Raw genomic sequence first — 18,818 nt, 5'->3', positions numbered from 1 at the left:
ACAGGCAGTCCACCCGTGGTGGCATCCGATCTTTCCGTCATCCCGCTTACGGTAGTGCTTTGCTGCCATCACCGATCATCCTCCGTAACGAATTCCACGCACGCTTCGCACCATTCGGGGCAGCGCATCGATTCCTCTTGCATCATTCCGGCCCTACAATCCAGGCACACAGCCCACGCACGGACCGTGAACCTCAGTCGGGTACCGCCACAGTGAATGCAGGTCAGTCCGTGCATTACGCGTCTCCCTCAGCGTCCCGACGCTCCGTTTCGTACATCTCCATTCCGCCAGAAATGACCTTCTCGAAGTCGTGGCCATAGGATGCAGCGAGGTGCGCCAGATTCGCGATGAGGTCCCCCACCACTTCGGCGAAACACCCTTCGTCATACAACGCGAGTGCTTCGTCTCGCTGTCCTGTCTCGACCGCGAACCTCAGCGCGACCGCTGCCGAGTGGGCCCGCTTTGAATTCATCACAGCTTCAGCATTGTGCATTTCAGAAGTCCTTCCCGCCGACCTCATAGGCGTGCCCATGAAGGCAGACCACGTGCTCCAGGTGGATCGCCTCGTCGCCGAACCTCACGACTGCCTCGGCTTCGGCAAATTCGAATGCATAGTCTCCATCGCTCGCCCATACCTGGAAAGCGATCCCCTTCGGGTCGGAAACCCACGGGTCATAGATCCTGTCGAGGTAGGCCTCCGACCACCGGAATATGACCGTATAGGGGAACCACGGCTTCTGGCGGGTCACGACATCGCCCGTCGAATTGGTCCACCGGCCGTCCGGCCAAACCGCTATGCAGTACCTGGCGGACATGTGGGTGTACTGGCCAGCCTGTTCATCGAGCAACGCCCATGGGTAAGCGTCGCTGCTGCTGCGGGGCCGGTATTCCATCGGGGCATAGGAACCCCAGTGCCGGATATCGGCACCCTCACCCTTCGCTTTCAGGAGTCGGGCAGTGTGGTAGTTACGTTTCGGCATGACAGTCCCTTTCCAGATGATGATTGGCTATCTGTCGACTGACAGGCCATGCAAAGGGCCGTCCTGGTTACCAGGACGGCCCGGAGCAAAGCAGGTCAGGAGAGGCTGTCAGCGAGCCTGAAAGCGGCTTCCTTGTAGCGGGTAAGCGGGCAATGCGGGAAACCGTGCTGCCACATGTCAATGAATGCCTGCACGGCCTCATAATCAGCCGCAACGGCTTCAATACTCTTCTCGGTCTCGCGGGTCTGGTTCATTGCTCTATTCCGTTCTTCTGGTTGGGTGAAAGGCCATGGAACGGCCGGGCACTGCCCGGCCGGACCAAAGCGCTTCACTCAGCGGCGGGAAATCCACTCACAGGCAGGCTGGAATCCCTGCTGGCAGTTGTCTGCCTGAGCTTCGGTGAAGCCGTCATTGAATTGGGCCACGGCCTCACTTGGAGCATCCTGGAACCAGTCACAGGCAGACTGGAGTCCCATATCGCAATCCTCCGCCTTAGAGTCGGCGAACCCCTCGCCATAGACGTGCCCACGGGAGACACTGGGATTCGCCTTAGGGGGTGCCGAATGGTCGGCCACATACCCCACGAAGAACGCCCCCACGACTGCCACCAGGAGGGCAGCACGGGTCAGGAAATTACGCGTCGAGTTCTTCATTTCAGTCCTCACAGTCCCATCATCTTGATCAGGTCATCAACGGTCGGCTCAGGTGCACCCGAGAACAGGTCGAGCTGTCCCAGTTCCTGCCACTTGCGGATTTCCCGGCGGTAGCGTGCCTGAGCATTAGCGTGCTTGTGGGCATCCTCTTGCGAGAATTCGGCCCGGGAGTACTCCCACCACTCTCGGCGGATTTCAGAAGCTATGGTCTTCATGGATTTCTCCTCGCTTGTTGACTACTTACCGAGTTGCAAGTAAGAGGGCAAAAAGGGGGGTGTGAGGCCCAGTTGGGCATCACGTCGCAAGCCGTGCCGGTATGACCCTGCACGGCCCATACAGGGCTGTTTTTGGCGCCCCTGCCGCGCCTCGACTGTGCTGCCCGCTCGCTCCCCCAGTCCTTTCATTCTGGGATCAGTGCATTGGTCATCGCGTGGTCGCTGCACAGTCATGAGTTTTACGTCAGTCGCGTGTCTGCCCCGTTTGCTCCCCGGTTTCCCGGATCTTCGCAGCACATAGGATCGTTTCGGCTGACGGTGCCAGGCATTTGCCTGACCCACTGTTGAGTTATCAAGTTACGGCGATCACATTCCAGCCCTCCCCGCTGTTTTCCCACCCCAACTGTTGTAGCCCTACACCCCTCCTCATAAAGGGGGCGCAGAACCTGTCAGGGCGTACGCGGCAGGTGTCTGGTCAGGTCGCATTGTTTTGCGCCTTACAGATGGTGCTGTGTGCGTTTGGGAGAGGCGCTTTCACTCTCCGCCGGAAAGCCCAGCTGCCTTATCTCCGCTTCCCTTGTCCCCCGCGTTGCGGTGGGCGGTACTTCCCGGAGGGGCTTTCTGTGCTGCGCTCTTTCCGACACCGAGAACGTTAGGCACTCCCCCAGTTGCAAGCAAACGGCAGCGTTCATGTCAGAAATGAGATCGTGTAGCCACCCAGTCACGGAAAGTGCTGGAAAGCCCCGTCATGTGGATATAGGGGAGGCCGCAAGCCTGCGCCGTCATGGGTGCGCAAGAACCAATGCCCTAAAGCGGACATTTCGTAAGCCGGCTTTTACTTCAGTGTATGAAACACTACATAGAGTAGCCAGAATCTGTTACCAGTGAGAGATCATTCCGTGATGTCCTCGTTATCGAATACACGAGATACGCAACTCTTGTGCACTAGTTCTCTCATTGGGCTACACACAATGATCACATTCATGAACATGACATAGTCAGACATGAATCGGACATTAGGTATCGAATCAGGCATGCAAGCGCTCATCTGACGCATCATCATCCATGGATCTGACCCCTCGTCAGGAGATCCCTAGTGGTCTAGACCTCTCCAGGCCATCCATCCCCTGATGCGTCGTCACATGTGTGCCCGCATAAATGAATTGCCTGGTCAGAGCATTGATTCATTCATCATCCGCTGTGATGTGTACCCGGGGGTAATACATGCATACATACACACAGGACCCACCGGGGGTGCCTTCCTTCCAGGCTGTACGGGTATGAAAGTTTTCTCCCAATAGCACATTCATTCACAGCCCGTCAACTGGAGGCCCGACCCGGTAGGCTCTCCTCAAATCAGACTGGCAGTCGTCAGCCGGCATCAGGGGAGAGCCACATGCGCAGGACTACGCCCGAGGACATGATCCCGACCATGACGGCCTGGTATCCGGGCCTGTCGAAGGAGGCCCTGGCCTTCGTCTGCGAGATTGCGGCCGAGGTCTCCGACGACAATGAGGTGCCAGACCGCAACCGGGCTTCAGAGCTGCTGAATAGGGTGTGGAAGCGGCTGCCGGAGGCCCCCGCAGGCACGGACAGCGAGCTGCGTACACAGGTACTGGGGCTGACCTAGACCGGGGTTGTACCGGCCTGGAGGGCTCGGGGGGCTAAAGGGCCCTTCCGGGCCGTCCTGGAGGCCTTCCAGGGCTTCCTGGAGTCCGCGGTGAAGGTTGGGGAGGCCGGCGGAAGCGTCTACAGCCCGTCGGGGGCCTCCGCGGACCCCAAACCCGTGCTGAATGAATGAACTTGAGCTTGCTGGAAGACCTCACCGGCCTCTGACACACTGTGGACGCCCCACGAGCATGGGGGTCAGTCGTCTGGAGGACTACTGTCGTGGAACATCCACTTCTTCCGATCGTCAACAAGCTGGTCCCGGGCGGTAGCTACACCGCCCAGGACATCGCTGGACTTACAGGCCTGAGTTACAGTTCCGTCCGCACGCTCCATCGGGCGGGTTACCTGCCTGGCAGCGCGGTCAGAAGCCCCACCCGTGGCGGTCACCAGCTGATCTGGACCGGCAAGGCGCTGCGTCAAGCCGCAAGGAAGACGCCCTCACTCACCTTTGATCACGAGAAGTATCACCTGGCAACGCTGTGGCGCTTGGGCTGCCGCTGCAAGGCATGCACCTCCTGGCATAGCAAGGACACTCGACAGCGGAATGCGGTGAAGGCGGAACTGGCGTTCCCGGTCGGGGCTCAGAGCATGGTTCTGAGGCTGGTCTCGGCCGGCATTCCGATGGCAGAGGCCGCCGAGAGAGCGGGTGTCTCCCTCTCTCGGGTCTATGGGTACGGTCGACGGAACCCTGAGTTCAAGGCTTCCCTGGACGAAGCTGGGATGGCGTTGTGTGCCGACCCGACCAGCCCACACTGCGGTACTCCCAACGCCTATCGACACCTGAGGTGTCGGGGAACCACTTGCCGGCGGGCTCATGCTCCAACAACCCGGTGAACCCGCCCTCACATCACCCATTCGGGTGGCTCTGGCCAGGACGCTTGCCCGTTGTCAGTGGACCGTGGCAAAGTCGGTCTCGCCGAACCGGGGCAACCCGAAACGGTGGTGGCAGCAGCCTCTCGGGGCTGTTGTGGATCGCAACATAGGTGTGCTCGTGCACACTGCAAAACTCCTCCGGGCAACTGTGAGGATGCCTGGCCCGAGGAACCGGTCATACGCCCTAGAGGGTTCGCAATGAGCGAGCCTTTGGGTCAGGCAGTTATCAGCCCTAGAGGGCTCGCAATGAGCGCTTTATCGGGTCGGAAGGCGTAAGCCTCACCGGACCGGCAGACATCAGCCCTAGAGGGCTTGCAGTACTGCCCCGCTTAGACGGGGATGATTCTTGGTCGTGCTTCAGCATGCCGTAGGCCCTGCGTTCGCCGGGTCAGCAGAGCCCCGCTTTCGGCGGGGCTTTCTGTGTTCTGCACCACTCTTTAAGCCTCGGCGTCCTGAGGCCATGGTCATTGACACATACATCTTTATTGCCGGGGGTTCTATATGCCCTCTACCCTGACATCAGAATCGTGGTAGAGGATGGGGTTATGAACCTAGACCTCCCTGAGATTTCTCCTCCGCCTATCAAGTCCGAGGCTATGTCAGCAGGGCAGGTGAGACTGACTGCCGACCTGGACGAGATCGAGCGCGAGTACGGTGCGTTGGTGCGGGACGTTCACCCTGTGGTGGCTCGACGCATGGCGATCGAACTCCTTGAAGCCGCGGAGCAGGCCGAGTTCAGGCGCGGCTAGGCCAGCCGTCGATCAGGAGGCGTAGGCAACCGGCCCAGGCCTCAACTGCCCTCCTGTCACTCGTTCGAGGGAGGTTGGCCAGCGGACTTGCTCGTTGTCAGTGGCCCCTGGCAGAGTCCTCCTCGTCGGACCAGAGGGAACCCAGGCTGCTTGTCCCCGCCTACGCGGGGGTCAGCCATGCGGCACTTAAGGGCATAGCAGGATTAGCGGATCTTTCCCGCGTCAGCGGGAGTCAGCCGCCTCTTGTCGGCACCTTGGGGGGCCTCTGCGCACTCTCCCCGCGTAAGCGGGGGTCACGAAGCTCCCATTCGCGAATGGGAGCTTCGTCGTGTTCAGGCCTTCCCGGCTGGCGGTAGGGTGACCGTGTGCACCTCGGTCTGCGGGTGCTATCCCGCAGATACAGGTAGCCGGCCCCGGGGAACTGTCCCCGGGGCCGGTTCTGGTCGGCTAGGCTCGGCCCCGGCAACGAACTAACGACTCATTGCCGCGTGTGGCCACAGGAGTGTCACGCCAGGCCCCCTCTTTCGAGGGGGCCTCTTTGAGTTCCCGGCCTGTCAGCCAGTCTCCGCTTCCAGATCGGCCAGCTTGCCCAGGTACCTCGATCCGGTCCGATGGGACAGGCCCAATTCCTCCGCCAGGGCGACGCCGGTCACCTTCTTCTGCTCGGCCTTCAACTTCTCGGCCGCCGCCTGGATCACCTCCGGAGCCACTGCCGGCCGGCCTCGCCTACCTCGCCGCGGCCTCGCCTCCCCGGTCTCCATGTCGATCAGGGACAGCTGTCCGTCCTCGTCGCCCTGGTCCTCGTCGGGCTCGGGGACATCGGGGGCTTCCACCTCGATGGCCGTTTCCCGTGGGCCACGGCCCATGTGCAGCAGGTGAGCCACAACCAGCCCCGGAATGGCCGAGACAGCCGCGACCAGGACGGCCGAGGAGGACATGTAGTCCAGCTGGATCAAGTGGGATATGTCCTGAGCCAGGATGGCCAGGATCAGCGCCAGAACAGCACCGACCTGAGCACTGGCCTTTCCCGGCAGGTTGAAGCGTCGGGCCACGTCAGCCATTACGGCAGCGCTGGCCGCGTACACGCTGACGCAGACCGGCATCAGCATGGCGACGTTGGGGCTCCACCCGGCCACCTCAGCGAGGTGAATTTCGCCCGGGACAGACATGGCCAGCGCGGCGACGAACGCCAGCGGGGCGCCAAATCTCCTGGTCGCCTTCGCGAACCAGGGCAGGTCAACAGAGACAGTTGCAGACATGGTTGTCCCCTCTCAGGACAGAAGGGACAGGATTAGGCCGCGTCCGGGAGGAAGCCGTAGGGACGGGCGCCCTTGGCGAAATGGCCAGATTCACGGCGGCCCCTGATGACCGCGAGCAGTCCGCCGGCCTCGCCGGAAGCGGCCGAAGGCGCGGGCGCCTGGCTCCTGGCCACCCCTGCACAGCTGGAGCAGATTCCGGCCTCCTGGCCACGGGGCAGCGGACCCCGGCACTGGCCGCACTCGACCAGCTGGACAACGGGCTCCGAGGGGACAGGAACCGGCGGAATCTTGTTCGTGAGTCGCCATTCGACCACGTGGGAAGCAGACCGGATTTTGGCAGGCAGACCGGAAATGAGGGCGTCGCGGATCTCGGCCTCGGTGGCTCCACGGGACAGCCACTCGACGGCGAGTGGGGCCAGGCGAAGCATCTCGGGGACACCCAGGCGAAGCCGGCGCTCGACCTGGCCCACGCGGTCCAGGACGGCCACGGCGTTAGCCGTGGCCTGGTCCTGATCATCTTCCTGCCCGCCCTCGACCTCGGCCGCCGGTGCGGCCTCAGCCGCTTCGACGGGGGTAGGGGTGGGGTTCTTTCCCAGGTCCTTTCCCGAAGGGTTGGACCCGGCGGTCCGGCATCGCGGCTCACCGGACCTCGGAGACTCGATCTTCGGCCCGGTCATCGGGACATCCGAGACGGTCACGTGCGTGAACCAGCGGCCAGCCTCGTTCTGGTTTTTGGCACAGACGACGTATCCGGCCACCTGGAGTTCCTTCAGGGCCCCGGTGACACGTCGCTGACCTTCGTGGGTGCCCTCGGTGAGGGACCCGACCGTCTCGGCGGTCTGGTCAGGCTGAGACAGCAGGAGGCACAGGAGCCCACGAGCTGCGAGGGACAGGCCAGAGGCCTGGAGTATGGCGTTTGGCAGGACGGTGAAGTCCCGGTCATGCCGGGTACGCTGGATCTGCACGGGAGATGTTTCCTCTTCGTGTCGGACCCCGGGGCGTTGGCGCGCCGCCGGGGTCAACTGTGATACGGGAATGGTTGCACCTGGGGGTTTACTTGCAACCGGGGGAACCGTAACACGATCATCCGGCCTCCGGTCCAGGACTAGATCTTCATCCTCTCGGGAACCACCAGCTCGAACCTGTCCTGGTAGCAGAAGAAGCGCACCCCGTTACGCCGTGTAAGCATCTCCAGTTCCTCCACATCAGCGGCCTGCCACAGTTCCCGCCAGGTCTGGCCCAGGCTCCGGTACTCCCACCGGTCGCCAGTCGGCAACTCACTAAGGACGGCATACTCCGCGTTGAGCTTGTCGATCGTGGCTTCAGCCTTTGGACGGGTGAGCGCGGTCCCGTACCGCCGCCCTGGCTCCATGTCGGACATGAGGTGATCCACCAACTCCTCAATCTCCTTCATTCGGCCAGCGTTGTCCTCGCCCACGACGTAGATGCGCTCCTCTGCCTCCAGGTCGCCGAACTCCCCCATGAGGTGATGCTCGAAGGTCGCAAGCAGCCGGCCCGGCTCCCAAGAGGTTTGTTCCTCGCAGCCGTACTTTGTCCGCCCATCTACTATCCGCGGGTTCACGCAGCGGAACTTGGGATACTCGGCAACCGTGCCGTCCTTCTTCTCCTTGCGTGCCACGTGCAGACGTATTTTGCCTTTGCAGTAGCCACAGCCCCAAACGGTTGGGAATGGGGTCACGTTGGTAGGGGATGACACCTTGAAGGTACGTCCGCTGAGGTAGTCCTGTAGAGCTCCCCACTCATCTTCGGTAAAGATTGCATCGGCAACCTTCACCTTGTGCCCGTCACTGTTTATGACGGGTATCGTCTCGTAATACTTCTTTTCGGGGACTGGCCGTGTCTCCATCTTCCACCCCATGAGCGCTTCGTTCCTCAGCAGCTTCCGCAGTCCGGAGGCCGTCCACTTGTATTCGCGGCCTGATTCCTGGATGCGCTTAGACGGGCGGGTTCCTCGGGCTGTCAGCTCTCCTCGCGCATTGAGGTCGTCGGCTATGACTGCATGGGACTCCTTGCCGGCGAGGAGCCGGTTCACCACTTCCCGGAGAACGTTGACCTGGTGCGCATTCTGACGCAGGTAGGCGGCTCCATCCTCCTTGTAGACCTCAAAGCCGTACGCAGGCATGCCGCCGGCCCACCTGGGCAGCTCGCGTACCGAGTCTCGGAACGACTTGACCCGGATAGAGGTGTTCTTTGCCTCCATCTCTGCCAGCGCGGAGAACAGAGCGATGATGACGTGCCGGAACGGCCCGGTCATATCAAAGATCGGCTCAGTGACGGAGGCGAAGTCCTTGTTTCCGTGGTCCGCCGCCCATCGAAGCATGTCTTGCATATCCATGACGCTTCGAATAAGTCGATCGAGCTTCCAGAACAAGATCAGGTCGAACTCAGGCGCCCGCTCCTTCAGCCAATGACCTAGCTCGGCCCGCTCAAATGGACTCTGCTTGGAAGCCGAGACGTGGGCATCGCGCGCCACGCCGGCCTCAACCCAGCCCAGGTGTGCTCTGTCAGCGATGAACTTTCGGGCGTCGACGAGCTGGCGTTCGAGGCTTGTCGACTCGTCGGTCAGCTCGCTGATCCGCAGTGAGATGAGCACGCGGACCGGCTTGGGCCGGCTCGCTGCCAGGAGCATCGCAGCAGAAAGTGCCAGGTCAGAGGAGGTCATGGGCGGGGACGGTACCTCTGTTTACCTCTTGAGTACAAGCGGGGCACGTTCTACCCCTTCGCCCCGATGCCGGGCGGCGGGGAGCGGCGCAACAGCCCGCTGGAGCTCCAGGTCAACGCGATGCTGGGGAACGACCTGCGGCTGGAGAAGGACCTGAGCCGCTGGTTCCCGGTCTGGGGCGCGCCGGGCCTGTGAGGCACCGCCCGGCCCGGCCGCCCGCCGTCGCGGCCCGCTGCGACGGCGCGGCTACGACAGCGCGCTGACGGCCAGCCCGAACAGGAAGCGGATCGCCAGGACGGACCCGAGCAGCAGGAACCCGCACAGCGACCACAGTCCGACCGTCCAGGCCAGATCCACGAGCCGGTCCCCGGCGGTTCGCGGGGCGTCCCAGGGGTCGTCGGACTCGCCCCGGTAAGGCACCGGGGCGGGCAGCGGGTCGGCGAGGCCCAGGCGCAGGTGCTCCTCGGAGCAGTACGTCCGGTAGAGCACCTCGGCGGACCGGCGGTCGATCTCCAGGTCCAGCCACCCCTCGGGCAGTTCCAGGCCCCCGCCCCCGGCCGCCGTCCTGGGCTCCGTCCGGCCGCAGACGTCGCACCGCTCCAGGCCCGCCCGGTCCTTCGGTACGTCCCGCTCCGGCGCCCCGCCGGTCGCGGCCCCGGTCGGGGCGGCGGCGGCCGGTACGGCGGCGGCCGGGGCCGCGGTGGCCGTCCCGGCGTTCCCGACGTCCCCGGTGTTCGCCAGTTCCGCCAGGACGAAGAGCACGAAGACGACCCCGAGGGTGATCACGGCGACGGCGGCGTACTGCGGCCGGCTGTCCTCCACGAAGCCGAAGGCCGCCCCGGAGAGCAGGAGGAGGACGAAGGTCCCGGCCCGGACGGCACGGGATCGGAAGTGGCGCATGCGGTGATCATGCCAGCACCCGGTGCCTATGATCGCCCGTATGCGCAGCCGCCAGTACGGACCAGACCTGACCCCGCCGTGGAAGAGCCGGCGGCCCGCCCCGGAGGTGCCCGCCGAGCGGGACCTGGTGGTGGAGGAGGCGGCGACCGGCTTCTGCGGGGCGGTGGTGCGCTGCGAGAAGACCGCCGAGGGGTTCACCGTCACCCTGGAGGACCGGTTCGGCAAGCACCGGGTGTTCCCGATGGTCGCGCGCGGCTTCCTGCTGGAGGGCAAGGCGGTCACGCTGGTCCGCCCGGCCGGCCCGGCCCCCTCCCGGGCGCCCGGACGCACCGCCTCCGGCTCGATCGCCGTCCCCGGCGCCCGCGCCCGGGTCGCCCGCGAGTCGCGCATCTACGTCGAGGGCCGGCACGACGCGGAGCTGGTCGAGCGGGTCTGGGGTGACGACCTGCGGATCGAGGGCGTGGTCGTCGAGTACCTGCGCGGCATCGACGACCTGCCCGCGATCGTCGCCGACTTCGCCCCCGGCCCCGGCCGTCGCCTCGGCGTCCTGGTCGACCACCTGCTCCCCGGCACCAAGGAGCACCGCATCGCCGCCCAGGTCACCGGCGACGCGGTGCTGGTCGTCGGACACCCCTACATCGACATCTGGCAGGCCGTGAAGCCCGCCAGCGTCGGCATCCCCGCCTGGCCCGCCGTCCCCCGCGGCGAGGACTGGAAGGAGGGCACCTGTCGCCGCCTCGGCTGGCCGGTGGACACCCCGGCGGCCTGGAAGCACATCCTGTCGAAGGTGGACTCCTACAAGGACCTGGAGCCCGAACTCCTGGGCCGCGTGGAGGAGTTGATCGACTTCACCGCCCTGCCTGGTCAGGAGTAGGTCTGGAACTCCGAGGTGTCGAGCGTGATGCCGAGCGGGTCGACCTGAATCGGGTCGCCGAACTTGGTGGTCCGTTCGGACCAGTACGCCGGAGTACCCGAAGGCGAGTCGGTGGTCGGATCCGTGAGGAGCACGCACACACCCTTGAGCGGATCGACGATCAGGTACGCGGGAATCCCGCCTTGGGCGTACATCTCACGCTTGGTCCTGTAGTCCCGGTACACGCTGGTCTTGGAAACGACCTCGACCACGACGGTCACCGCGGAGGCGGGCAGCAGGCGGCCCGCCTCCGGGACGACACCGCGCTCGAAGACGACCAGATCCGGTTGGGGTTCGCTGGCCTCGCCGGAGATGATCAGATCCTGCGTCTGAAGTGCCCGCCACCGGGCGTACGGGGTCTGGTGCTGAATCGCGGCGACGATGACGTTGTGGACCATGTCCGGCCCGGCCATCATCACGATTTCCCCCCTGATGAGCTCGGCTTTGACGCCTTCCGGCACCTCCAGGTTCTCGAAGATCCCGGTCATCCGATCATCGATGGCGGTCATTGCGCGCTCCCTCCGACGGCTGACACCACGTTAACGGCGTTCAGTCCACCAGGTCACGGACCACCGCGTCCGCCAGCAGCCGGCCCCGGAGGGTGAGGACGGCGCGGCCCCGCTCGTAGGGGGCGGGGGCGAGGAGGCCGTCGGCGAGGTGGCGGGCGGCGGCCTCCCGGCCGGTGGCGGTGAGGAGGTCCAGGGCGACGCCCTCGACCAGGCGCAGTTCGAGGAGGACGCGTTCGACGCGGCGGTCCTCGTCGGCCAGCACCTCCCGGGCCAGGGCCGGGGTGCGCCGCTCGGCGAGGGCCTGGGCGTAGGCCGCGGGGTGCTTGGCGTTCCACCAGCGGACGCCGCCGACGTGGCTGTGGGCGCCGGGGCCCGCGCCCCACCAGTCGGCGCCGGTCCAGTAGAGCTCGTTGTGGCGGCAGCGGCCCTCGGGGGTGGTGGCCCAGTTGGAGACCTCGTACCAGGAGTAGCCGGCGGCGGCGAGCGCCTCCTCGGCGATCAGGTAGCGGTCGGCGTGCACGTCGTCGTCGATCATCGGCAGTTCGCCGCGCTTGACCCGGGCGGCCAGCCGGGTGCCCTCCTCGACGATCAGCGAGTACGCGGAGACGTGGTCGGGCCCGGCGCCGATGGCGGCGTCCAGGGAGGCCCGCCAGTCGTCGTCGGACTCGCCCGGGGTGCCGTAGATGAGGTCGAGGTTGACGTGCTCGAAGCCGGCCGCGCGGGCCTCGGCCACGCAGGCCTCGGGGCGGCCCGGGGTGTGGTGGCGGTCGAGCAGCGCCAGGACGTGCGGGCGGGCGCTCTGCATGCCGAAGGAGATCCGGTTGTAGCCGCCCTCGCGCAGCTCGGCCAGGTAGGCCGGGTCGACCGACTCCGGGTTGGCCTCGGTGGTGACCTCGGCGTCCTCGGCGAGCCCGAACTCCTCGCGGATCGCGGCGAGCATCTTCACCAGGTCCCGGGCGGGCAGCAGGGTCGGGGTGCCGCCGCCGAGGAAGACGGTGCGCACCGGCAGGTCGGCCTGCCCCAGCACCTTCCGGGCGAGGCGGACCTCGGCGACCACGTTGTCCGCGTAGGTGTCCTGCGAGGCGACCGCCCCGGAGGAGCGCAGCTCGGTGGCGGTGTAGGTGTTGAAGTCGCAGTAGCCGCAGCGGCTGGCGCAGTACGGCACGTGCAGGTAGAAACCGAACGGCCGCGAGCCCAGCCCGTCCAGGGCGTGCGCGGGCAGGGAACCGTCGGACGGCACCGGATCGCCGTCGGGAAGTGCGGAGGGCATGCACCCATTGTCCCGTACGGCACGCGAAGCCTTCGCGGGCCGTACGGGAGGGGGCGGATCAGGCCTCGTTGGCGCCCGCGTACATCGCGCTCACCGCGTCCGCGTAGGTCCGCTCGACCACCGGGCGCTTGATCTTCAGGCTCGGGGTGAGCTCGCCGTGCTCGATGTCGAGGTCGCGCGGCAGCAGGTGGAACTTCTTGATCGTCTGCCAGCGCTGGAGGTCGGCGTTGACCCGCTCGACGAAGCCCCCGATCAGCTCGCGCACGGCCGGCTCGGCGGCCAGCTCGGCGTAGGACCGGCCGGCCAGGCCGTGCTCGGCGGCCCACGGCAGCAGGACCGTCTCGTCCAGGCCGATCAGCGCGGTGCAGTAGTTGCGGCCGTTGCCGATCACCAGGATGTTGCTGACGAACGGGCAGACCGCCTTGAACTTGCCCTCGACCTCGCTGGGCGCCACGTACTTGCCGCCGGAGGTCTTGAACAGGTCCTTCTTGCGGTCGGTGATCCGCAGGAAGCCGTCCGGGGAGAGCTCGCCGATGTCCTCGGTGTGGAACCAGCCGTCCGGCTCCAGCACCTCGTCGGTCTTCTCCGGCAGGTTGTGGTAGCCGCGCATGACACCCGGGCCGCGCAGCAGGATCTCGCCGTCCTCGGCGATCCGCACCTCGGTGCCGGGCAGCGGGCGGCCCACCGTGCCGATCCGCACGTCCTCCGCACGGTTGACGCAGGAGCCGGCGCTGGTCTCGCTCAGGCCGTAGCCCTCCAGGATCGGCACCCCGGCGCCGATGAAGAAGAAGCCGATCTCCGGGGCGAGCGCGGCGCTGCCGGAGACCGCGCCGCGCAGCCGGCCGCCGAAGGCCGTCCGGATCTTCGCGTACACCAGCTTGTCGGCCAGCGAGTGCTGCATCCGCAGGCCCAGCGGCGCGGAGCCGGCGCCGGTGGCGACCCGGTTCTCCTGGACCGCCCGGGCGTGCTCGCGGGCCACCTTGGCCGCCCACATGAAGATCTTGTACTTGGCGCCGCCCTCGGCCCGGGCCTTGCCCGCGATGCCGTTGTAGACCTTCTCGAAGATGCGCGGCGCCGAGGCCATGATGGTCGGCCGGATCGCCGGCAGGTTGTGGATGATCCGGTCCACCCGGCCGTCCACCGCCATCACGTGCCCGGTGGCGATCTGCCCCGAGATCAGCGTCTTGCCGAACACGTGCGACAGCGGCAGCCACATGAACTGCACGTCGTCCGGGCCGAGCAGCCCGGTGGCCTCCTGCGCCCGGCCCTCGTACGCCCAGCAGTCGTGCACCAGGCGCACCCCCTTGGGGCGGCCGGTGGTGCCGGAGGTGTAGATGAGGGTGGCCAGCTGCTCCTTGCCGAGCCCGTCGACGGCCTTCTCCACCGCGTCCGGGTGCTCCGCCAGGTGCCGGGCGCCGCGCTCCTCCAGCTCGGCGAGGGTGAGCAGCTCCAGACCGCCGGTCTCCGGGGCCTCGGCGGGAGCGTCGAAGAGGATCACGGTGCGCAGCTCGGGCAGGCGGTCGAGCTGCCCGACCACCTTGGCCAGCTGGACGGCGTTCTCCGCGAACAGCGCCCGGGAGCCGGAGTCGGAGAGGATGAACCCGGTCTCGTCCGCGTTGGTGCTCGGGTAGACGGTGGTGATCGCGGCGCCCGCGCACATGGCGCCGAGGTCGGCGACGATCCACTCGATCCGGGTCGAGGAGGCCAGCGCCACCCGGTCCTCGGCCTGGATGCCGAGCACCATCAGGCCGGCGGCCACCGCCTTGACCCTGGTCGCGGTCTGCGCCCAGGTGAGCGAGCGCCACTGCTCGGCACCGGGCGCGCCGTCCGCGGCCTGCTCGTCCACGGGCGAGGGGTAGCGGTAGGCCTCGGTGTTCGGGGTCAGGGCGACCCGCTCCAGGAACAGGTGGGCGACGGAGGCGGGACGCCCGGCGACCAGGTCGGACCTGCCGGAGTCGATCAGGGACTGCGCGGAACTCAACGAGGACCTCCGGTGGCGGGTGGCCGTCTGAGGGATTGTCGCGACGGCCGTGGGGGCGGTCGCCGGGCCCCCGGTCCACCGGATCGGTACCGGCCAGTAACAAAGGGGCAACCAGCAGCCTAGGGGGAAACCGGTCATTCCGTAAGGGGGCGAGGGACCCCGGCACACCACCGCCCCGGCCGTGCCGCGCCCGACAGTTCGGCAAAGGACCGGCAAACCTCTGACTCCCGCCCCGACCCAATGGCCTGTACGACGCTACAGAACACCCAGAATTGGGGTGCGAACCCGACCGGCGACGACAAGAGTGTGCTAGTGCTGATCAGACTGCTGAGGGCGTACCTGCGCCCGTACTCCCGACCGATCACCCTGCTGGTGCTGCTCCAGCTGGTGTCCACCCTCGCGGCGCTCTACCTGCCGACGCTCAACGCGGACATCATCGACGACGGCGTCGTCAAGGGCGACACCGGCTACATCCTGCGCGTCGGCGGAGTGATGATCGGCGTCACCCTCGTCCAGGCCCTCTGCTCCATCGGCGCCGTCTTCATCGGCTCCCGCACCGCGATGGCCTTCGGCCGGGACCTGCGCGCCGCCGTCTTCGACCGGGTGCAGAGCTTCTCCGCCCGCGAGGTCGGCCAGTTCGGCGCCCCCTCCCTGATCACCCGCACCACCAACGACGTCCAGCAGGTCCAGATGCTCGCCCTGATGACCTTCACGCTCATGGTCGCCGCACCGATCATGTGCGTCGGCGGCATCATCATGGCGCTCAACCAGGACGTCCCGCTGTCCGGCCTGCTGCTCGCCGTCATCCCCGCCCTCGGCATCGTCGTCGTCCTGCTGGTCCGCGCCCTGCGCCCCAAGTTCCGCAGCATGCAGGAGCGGATCGACACCGTGAACCGGGTCCTGCGCGAACAGATCACCGGCATCCGCGTCATCCGCGCCTTCGTCAAGGACGACCAGGAACAGGCCCGCTTCGCCGGCTCCAACGAGGACCTCACCCAGGTCGCCCGCCAGGTCGGCCGGCTGATGTCCGTCATGTTCCCCGCCGTCATGCTGGTCGTGAACGTCTCCAGCGTCGCCGTGCTCTGGTTCGGCGCCCACCGCATCGACAGCGGCGCCATGGAGATCGGCGCGCTCACCGCCTTCCTCTCCTACCTGATGCAGATCCTGATGAGCGTCATGATGGCCACCTTCATGTTCATGATGGTGCCGCGCGCCGAGGTCTGCGCCGAACGCGTCGACGAGGTCCTCGGCACCCACAGCAGCGTCGTCCCGCCCGCCGCCCCCGTCACCGAGGTGACGCGCGGCGGCAACCTGGAACTGCGCGACGTCGACTTCCGCTACCCCGGCGCCGAGGCCTCCGTGCTGCGCGGCATCGACCTCACCGCCCGCCCCGGCGAGACCACCGCCATCATCGGCTCCACCGGCAGCGGCAAGTCCACCCTGCTCGGCCTCGTCCCCCGGCTCTTCGACGCCACCTCCGGCCAGGTCCTCATCGACGGCGTGGACGTCCGCGAACTCGCCCCCGCCACCATCGCCGAGAACGTCGGCATCGTCCCGCAGAAGCCCTACCTCTTCTCCGGCACCGTCGCCAGCAACCTCCGCTACGGCCGGCCCGACGCCACCGACGAGGAACTCTGGCACGCCCTGGAGATCGCCCAGGCCAAGGAGTTCGTCGAGAAACTGCCCGAAGGCCTCGACGCCCCCATCGCCCAGGGCGGCGGCAACGTCTCCGGCGGCCAGCGCCAACGCCTCGCCATCGCCCGCACCCTGGTGCGGCGCCCCTCCGTCTACCTCTTCGACGACTCCTTCTCCGCGCTCGACTACGCCACCGACTCCAAGCTCCGCAAGGCCCTCGCCCGCGAGACCTCCGACGCCACCGTCCTGATCGTCGCCCAGCGCGTGTCCACCATCCGCGACGCCGACCGGATCATCGTCCTCGACGAAGGCGCCGTCGTCGGCACCGGAACCCACCACGAACTGATGGCCGACAACCCGACATACCGGGAGATCGTGCTCTCCCAGCTCACCGAGCAGGAGGCGGCGTGACCACCCCCGGAAAGCCCGCGCCCGGAAAGCCCGCGCCCGGCGCCCCGAAGGCCGACCCGACGAAGGCCGACCCGACGAAGGCCGACGCCGCGCGGACCGACCTCAAGAAGCCCGACGCGCCCAGCGACTCCCAGGCCGCCGCCGCCCGCCGAGGCCCGGCCGGCCCCGGCCGCTTCATGGGCGGCCAGGGCACCGAGAAGTCCATGGACTTCAAGGGCTCCGGCAAACGCGTCCTCGGCCTGCTGCGCCCCGAACGCAACACCCTGCTCGGCGTCCTGGCCCTCGGCGTGCTCGGCATCGGCTGCGCCGTCATCGGCCCCAAGATCCTCGGCGACGCCACCGACCTGATCTTCGCCGGCGTCATCGGCGCCCGCTTCCCGGCCGGCGCCACCAAGGAGCAGGTCGTCGACGGCCTGCGCGCCCACGGCGACGGCGGCTTCGCCGACCTGCTCTCCGCCGTCGACTTCACCCCCGGCCAGGGCATGGACTTCGGCGCCATCGGCACCGTCCTGCTCTGGGTGCTCGGCATCTACCTCGCCTCCGCCGTCTTCGGCATCTTCCAGGGCCGGCTCGCCACCCGGGCCGTCCAGGCCGCCGGCTACCGACTGCGCCAGGACGTCGAGGCCAAGCTCTCCCGGCTGCCGCTCAGCTACTTCGACAAGCAGCCGCGCGGCGAAGTGCTCAGCCGGGTCACCAACGACATCGACAACATCGGCCAGTCCATGCAGCAGACCATGGGACAGGTCGTCAACTCGCTGCTCACCGTGGTCGGCGTGCTCGCGATGATGTTCTGGATCTCCCCGCTGCTCGCCGTGATCGCACTGGTCTCGGTGCCCGTCTCCGTCGTCGTCGCCACCAAGGTCGGCAAGCGGGCCCAACCCCAGTTCGTCCAGCAGTGGAAGTCCACCGGCCAACTCAACGCCCACATCGAGGAGATGTACACCGGCCACACCCTGGTCAAGGCGTTCGGCCGGCAACACGAGGCCGCCGAGACCTTCCGCGAGCACAACGACGCGCTCTACCAGGCCAGCTACCGGGCCCAGTTCATCTCCGGCATCATCCAGCCCGCGATGATGCTGATCGGCAACCTCCAGTACGTGCTGGTCGCCGTCGTCGGCGGCCTGCGGGTCGCCAGCGGCGCGCTGTCCATCGGCGACGTCCAGGCGTTCATCCAGTACTCCCGGCAGTTCAGCCAGCCGCTCACCCAGGTCGCCAGCATGGCCAACCTGCTGCAGTCCGGCGTCGCCTCCGCCGAGCGCGTCTTCGAACTGCTCGACGCCCCCGAGCAGAGCCCCGAACCCGCCATGCCCGAACGGCCCGACGTGGTGCGCGGCCGGGTCGCCTTCCAGGACGTGTCCTTCCGCTACGACCCCGACAAGCCCCTCATCGAGGACCTCTCGCTCAAGGTCGAACCCGGCCAGACCGTCGCCATCGTCGGCCCCACCGGCGCCGGCAAGACCACCATGGTCAACCTGCTGATGCGCTTCTACGAGATCAGCTCCGGACGGATCACCCTCGACGGCGTCGACATCGCCGCGATGTCCCGCGAGGAACTGCGCTCCGGCATCGGCATGGTGCTCCAGGACACCTGGCTGTTCGGCGGCAGCATCGCCGACAACATCGCCTACGGAGCCGAGTCGGCCACCCGCGAACAGGTCGTCGAGGCCGCCAAGGCCGCCCACGTCGACCGCTTCGTGCGCACCCTGCCGGACGGCTACGACACCGTCATCGACGACGAGGGCGCCGGCGTCAGCGCCGGCGAGAAGCAGCTGATCACCATCGCCCGGGCCTTCCTCGCCCAGCCGTCCATCCTGGTCCTGGACGAGGCGACCAGCTCCGTCGACACCCGCACCGAGGTGCTGATCCAGCGCGCCATGGCCCGGCTGCGCACCGGCCGCACCAGCTTCGTGATCGCCCACCGGCTCTCCACCATCCGGGACGCCGACGTGATCCTGGTGATGGAGAACGGCTCGATCGTCGAACAGGGCTCGCACGACGACCTGATCGCCGCCGACGGCGCCTACGCCCGCCTCTACCAGGCGCAGTTCGCCGAGGCCGCGGTCGAGGTGGACTGACCCGCGCGGGGTCCGCGCGAGAGGCCCGGCCGGGGTTCCCG

General features: G+C 66.9%; 17 protein-coding genes and 1 pseudogene. 6 read left to right on the top strand and 12 right to left on the bottom strand.

What is annotated here, in order from left to right; all coding sequences use genetic code 11:
- Nucleotides 1–235 precede the first annotated feature (235 nt).
- From ACFRMQ_RS11430 to ACFRMQ_RS11410, 5 genes are all read right to left on the bottom strand, one after another.
- Nucleotides 236–493, bottom strand: coding sequence for a hypothetical protein (locus tag ACFRMQ_RS11430; protein ID WP_380729480.1), 258 nt, complete (start codon nucleotides 491–493; stop codon nucleotides 236–238).
- A 1-nt stretch (nucleotide 494) separates the two neighbouring features.
- Nucleotides 495–980, bottom strand: coding sequence for a hypothetical protein (locus ACFRMQ_RS11425; RefSeq protein WP_380729478.1), 486 nt, complete (start codon nucleotides 978–980; stop codon nucleotides 495–497).
- Between the two features lie 95 nt (nucleotides 981–1,075).
- Nucleotides 1,076–1,234, bottom strand: coding sequence for a hypothetical protein (locus tag ACFRMQ_RS11420; protein ID WP_380729475.1), 159 nt, complete (start codon nucleotides 1,232–1,234; stop codon nucleotides 1,076–1,078).
- Between the two features lie 78 nt (nucleotides 1,235–1,312).
- Nucleotides 1,313–1,633: a hypothetical protein gene (locus tag ACFRMQ_RS11415; protein WP_380729473.1), complete on the bottom strand. Its 321-nt coding sequence runs from the start codon at nucleotides 1,631–1,633 to the stop codon at nucleotides 1,313–1,315.
- A gap of 8 nt (nucleotides 1,634–1,641) precedes the next feature.
- The gene (locus tag ACFRMQ_RS11410; protein WP_380729471.1) at nucleotides 1,642–1,848 is read right to left on the bottom strand and encodes a hypothetical protein; all 207 of its coding nucleotides are present in this window, start codon (nucleotides 1,846–1,848) and stop codon (nucleotides 1,642–1,644) included.
- 1,396 nt (nucleotides 1,849–3,244) lie between these two features.
- On the opposite strand from ACFRMQ_RS11410, the gene ACFRMQ_RS11405 reads away from it, so the two are divergent.
- Together ACFRMQ_RS11405 and ACFRMQ_RS11400 are read left to right on the top strand one after the other, a co-directional pair.
- Nucleotides 3,245–3,478 carry a hypothetical protein gene (locus tag ACFRMQ_RS11405; RefSeq protein WP_380729469.1) on the top strand — a complete coding sequence of 78 codons (234 nt, stop codon included), beginning with the start codon at nucleotides 3,245–3,247 and terminating at the stop codon, nucleotides 3,476–3,478.
- A 1,459-nt stretch (nucleotides 3,479–4,937) separates the two neighbouring features.
- Nucleotides 4,938–5,141 (top strand): hypothetical protein, encoded by a 204-nt coding sequence (locus tag ACFRMQ_RS11400; protein ID WP_380729467.1) that lies wholly within the window; start codon nucleotides 4,938–4,940, stop codon nucleotides 5,139–5,141.
- A gap of 554 nt (nucleotides 5,142–5,695) precedes the next feature.
- Here the strand turns inward: ACFRMQ_RS11400 and ACFRMQ_RS11395 are convergent.
- The 3 genes from ACFRMQ_RS11395 to ACFRMQ_RS11385 form a co-directional block, all read right to left on the bottom strand.
- Nucleotides 5,696–6,400 (bottom strand): hypothetical protein, encoded by a 705-nt coding sequence (locus ACFRMQ_RS11395; RefSeq protein ID WP_380729465.1) that lies wholly within the window; start codon nucleotides 6,398–6,400, stop codon nucleotides 5,696–5,698.
- 32 nt (nucleotides 6,401–6,432) lie between these two features.
- The gene (locus ACFRMQ_RS11390; protein ID WP_380729463.1) at nucleotides 6,433–7,365 is read right to left on the bottom strand and encodes a hypothetical protein; all 933 of its coding nucleotides are present in this window, start codon (nucleotides 7,363–7,365) and stop codon (nucleotides 6,433–6,435) included.
- A gap of 140 nt (nucleotides 7,366–7,505) precedes the next feature.
- Entirely contained in the window at nucleotides 7,506–9,083 is a 1,578-nt protein-coding gene (locus ACFRMQ_RS11385; RefSeq protein WP_380729461.1) for a recombinase family protein, read from the bottom strand.
- Nucleotides 9,084–9,089: 6 nt separating this feature from the next.
- On the opposite strand from ACFRMQ_RS11385, the pseudogene ACFRMQ_RS11380 reads away from it, so the two are divergent.
- Nucleotides 9,090–9,278, top strand: a pseudogene (locus ACFRMQ_RS11380) (hypothetical protein); the annotation flags it as partial.
- Between the two features lie 51 nt (nucleotides 9,279–9,329).
- On the opposite strand, the gene ACFRMQ_RS11375 reads toward ACFRMQ_RS11380, so the two are convergent.
- Nucleotides 9,330–9,983 carry a hypothetical protein gene (locus tag ACFRMQ_RS11375; protein WP_380729459.1) on the bottom strand — a complete coding sequence of 218 codons (654 nt, stop codon included), beginning with the start codon at nucleotides 9,981–9,983 and terminating at the stop codon, nucleotides 9,330–9,332.
- A gap of 40 nt (nucleotides 9,984–10,023) precedes the next feature.
- On the opposite strand from ACFRMQ_RS11375, the gene ACFRMQ_RS11370 reads away from it, so the two are divergent.
- Complete coding sequence (locus ACFRMQ_RS11370; RefSeq protein WP_380729457.1) at nucleotides 10,024–10,857, top strand: DUF3097 domain-containing protein; 834 nt, start codon at nucleotides 10,024–10,026, stop codon at nucleotides 10,855–10,857.
- Here the strand turns inward: ACFRMQ_RS11370 and ACFRMQ_RS11365 are convergent.
- From ACFRMQ_RS11365 to ACFRMQ_RS11355, 3 genes are read right to left on the bottom strand one after another with little or no spacing between them, the layout of a single operon-like run.
- A complete protein-coding gene (locus ACFRMQ_RS11365; protein WP_380729455.1) occupies nucleotides 10,848–11,405 on the bottom strand; it encodes a Uma2 family endonuclease in 558 nt (185 codons plus the stop codon). The two genes, ACFRMQ_RS11370 and ACFRMQ_RS11365, sit on opposite strands and share 10 nt — an antisense overlap.
- A 40-nt stretch (nucleotides 11,406–11,445) precedes the next feature.
- Complete coding sequence (gene hemW, locus ACFRMQ_RS11360; protein ID WP_380729453.1) at nucleotides 11,446–12,675, bottom strand: radical SAM family heme chaperone HemW; 1,230 nt, start codon at nucleotides 12,673–12,675, stop codon at nucleotides 11,446–11,448.
- 58 nt (nucleotides 12,676–12,733) lie between these two features.
- Nucleotides 12,734–14,656: an AMP-dependent synthetase/ligase gene (locus ACFRMQ_RS11355; RefSeq protein ID WP_380729451.1), complete on the bottom strand. Its 1,923-nt coding sequence runs from the start codon at nucleotides 14,654–14,656 to the stop codon at nucleotides 12,734–12,736.
- Between the two features lie 312 nt (nucleotides 14,657–14,968).
- Between ACFRMQ_RS11355 and ACFRMQ_RS11350 the strand changes: the two genes are divergently transcribed.
- Nucleotides 14,969–16,702 (top strand): ABC transporter ATP-binding protein, encoded by a 1,734-nt coding sequence (locus tag ACFRMQ_RS11350; protein ID WP_380729449.1) that lies wholly within the window; start codon nucleotides 14,969–14,971, stop codon nucleotides 16,700–16,702.
- Between the two features lie 176 nt (nucleotides 16,703–16,878).
- On the top strand, nucleotides 16,879–18,777 hold the full coding sequence (locus tag ACFRMQ_RS11345; protein ID WP_380729508.1) for an ABC transporter ATP-binding protein: 1,899 nt from the start codon (nucleotides 16,879–16,881) through the stop codon (nucleotides 18,775–18,777).
- The last annotated feature ends 41 nt before the right edge of the window (nucleotides 18,778–18,818 follow it).

The organism is Kitasatospora sp. NPDC056783 (assembly GCF_042789895.1).
Taxonomy (GTDB): domain Bacteria; phylum Actinomycetota; class Actinomycetes; order Streptomycetales; family Streptomycetaceae; genus Kitasatospora.
Note: the sequence above shows the minus strand (reverse complement) of the source record. Positions and strands in the feature narration are given on the sequence as shown.

Excerpts from the sequence above, each read along its gene's own strand:
- ACFRMQ_RS11430 (WP_380729480.1), bottom strand. The coding sequence starts at position 493 with ATGCACAATGCTGAAGCTGTGATGAATTCAAAGCGGGCCCACTCGGCA.
- ACFRMQ_RS11425 (WP_380729478.1), bottom strand. The coding sequence starts at position 980 with ATGCCGAAACGTAACTACCACACTGCCCGACTCCTGAAAGCGAAGGGT.
- ACFRMQ_RS11420 (WP_380729475.1), bottom strand. The coding sequence starts at position 1,234 with ATGAACCAGACCCGCGAGACCGAGAAGAGTATTGAAGCCGTTGCGGCT.
- ACFRMQ_RS11415 (WP_380729473.1), bottom strand. The coding sequence starts at position 1,633 with ATGAAGAACTCGACGCGTAATTTCCTGACCCGTGCTGCCCTCCTGGTG.
- ACFRMQ_RS11410 (WP_380729471.1), bottom strand. The coding sequence starts at position 1,848 with ATGAAGACCATAGCTTCTGAAATCCGCCGAGAGTGGTGGGAGTACTCC.
- ACFRMQ_RS11405 (WP_380729469.1), top strand. The coding sequence starts at position 3,245 with ATGCGCAGGACTACGCCCGAGGACATGATCCCGACCATGACGGCCTGG.
- ACFRMQ_RS11400 (WP_380729467.1), top strand. The coding sequence starts at position 4,938 with ATGAACCTAGACCTCCCTGAGATTTCTCCTCCGCCTATCAAGTCCGAG.
- ACFRMQ_RS11395 (WP_380729465.1), bottom strand. The coding sequence starts at position 6,400 with ATGTCTGCAACTGTCTCTGTTGACCTGCCCTGGTTCGCGAAGGCGACC.
- ACFRMQ_RS11385 (WP_380729461.1), bottom strand. The coding sequence starts at position 9,083 with ATGACCTCCTCTGACCTGGCACTTTCTGCTGCGATGCTCCTGGCAGCG.
- ACFRMQ_RS11375 (WP_380729459.1), bottom strand. The coding sequence starts at position 9,983 with ATGCGCCACTTCCGATCCCGTGCCGTCCGGGCCGGGACCTTCGTCCTC.
- ACFRMQ_RS11370 (WP_380729457.1), top strand. The coding sequence starts at position 10,024 with ATGCGCAGCCGCCAGTACGGACCAGACCTGACCCCGCCGTGGAAGAGC.
- ACFRMQ_RS11365 (WP_380729455.1), bottom strand. The coding sequence starts at position 11,405 with ATGACCGCCATCGATGATCGGATGACCGGGATCTTCGAGAACCTGGAG.
- hemW (WP_380729453.1), bottom strand. The coding sequence starts at position 12,675 with ATGCCCTCCGCACTTCCCGACGGCGATCCGGTGCCGTCCGACGGTTCC.
- ACFRMQ_RS11345 (WP_380729508.1), top strand. The coding sequence starts at position 16,879 with ATGGGCGGCCAGGGCACCGAGAAGTCCATGGACTTCAAGGGCTCCGGC.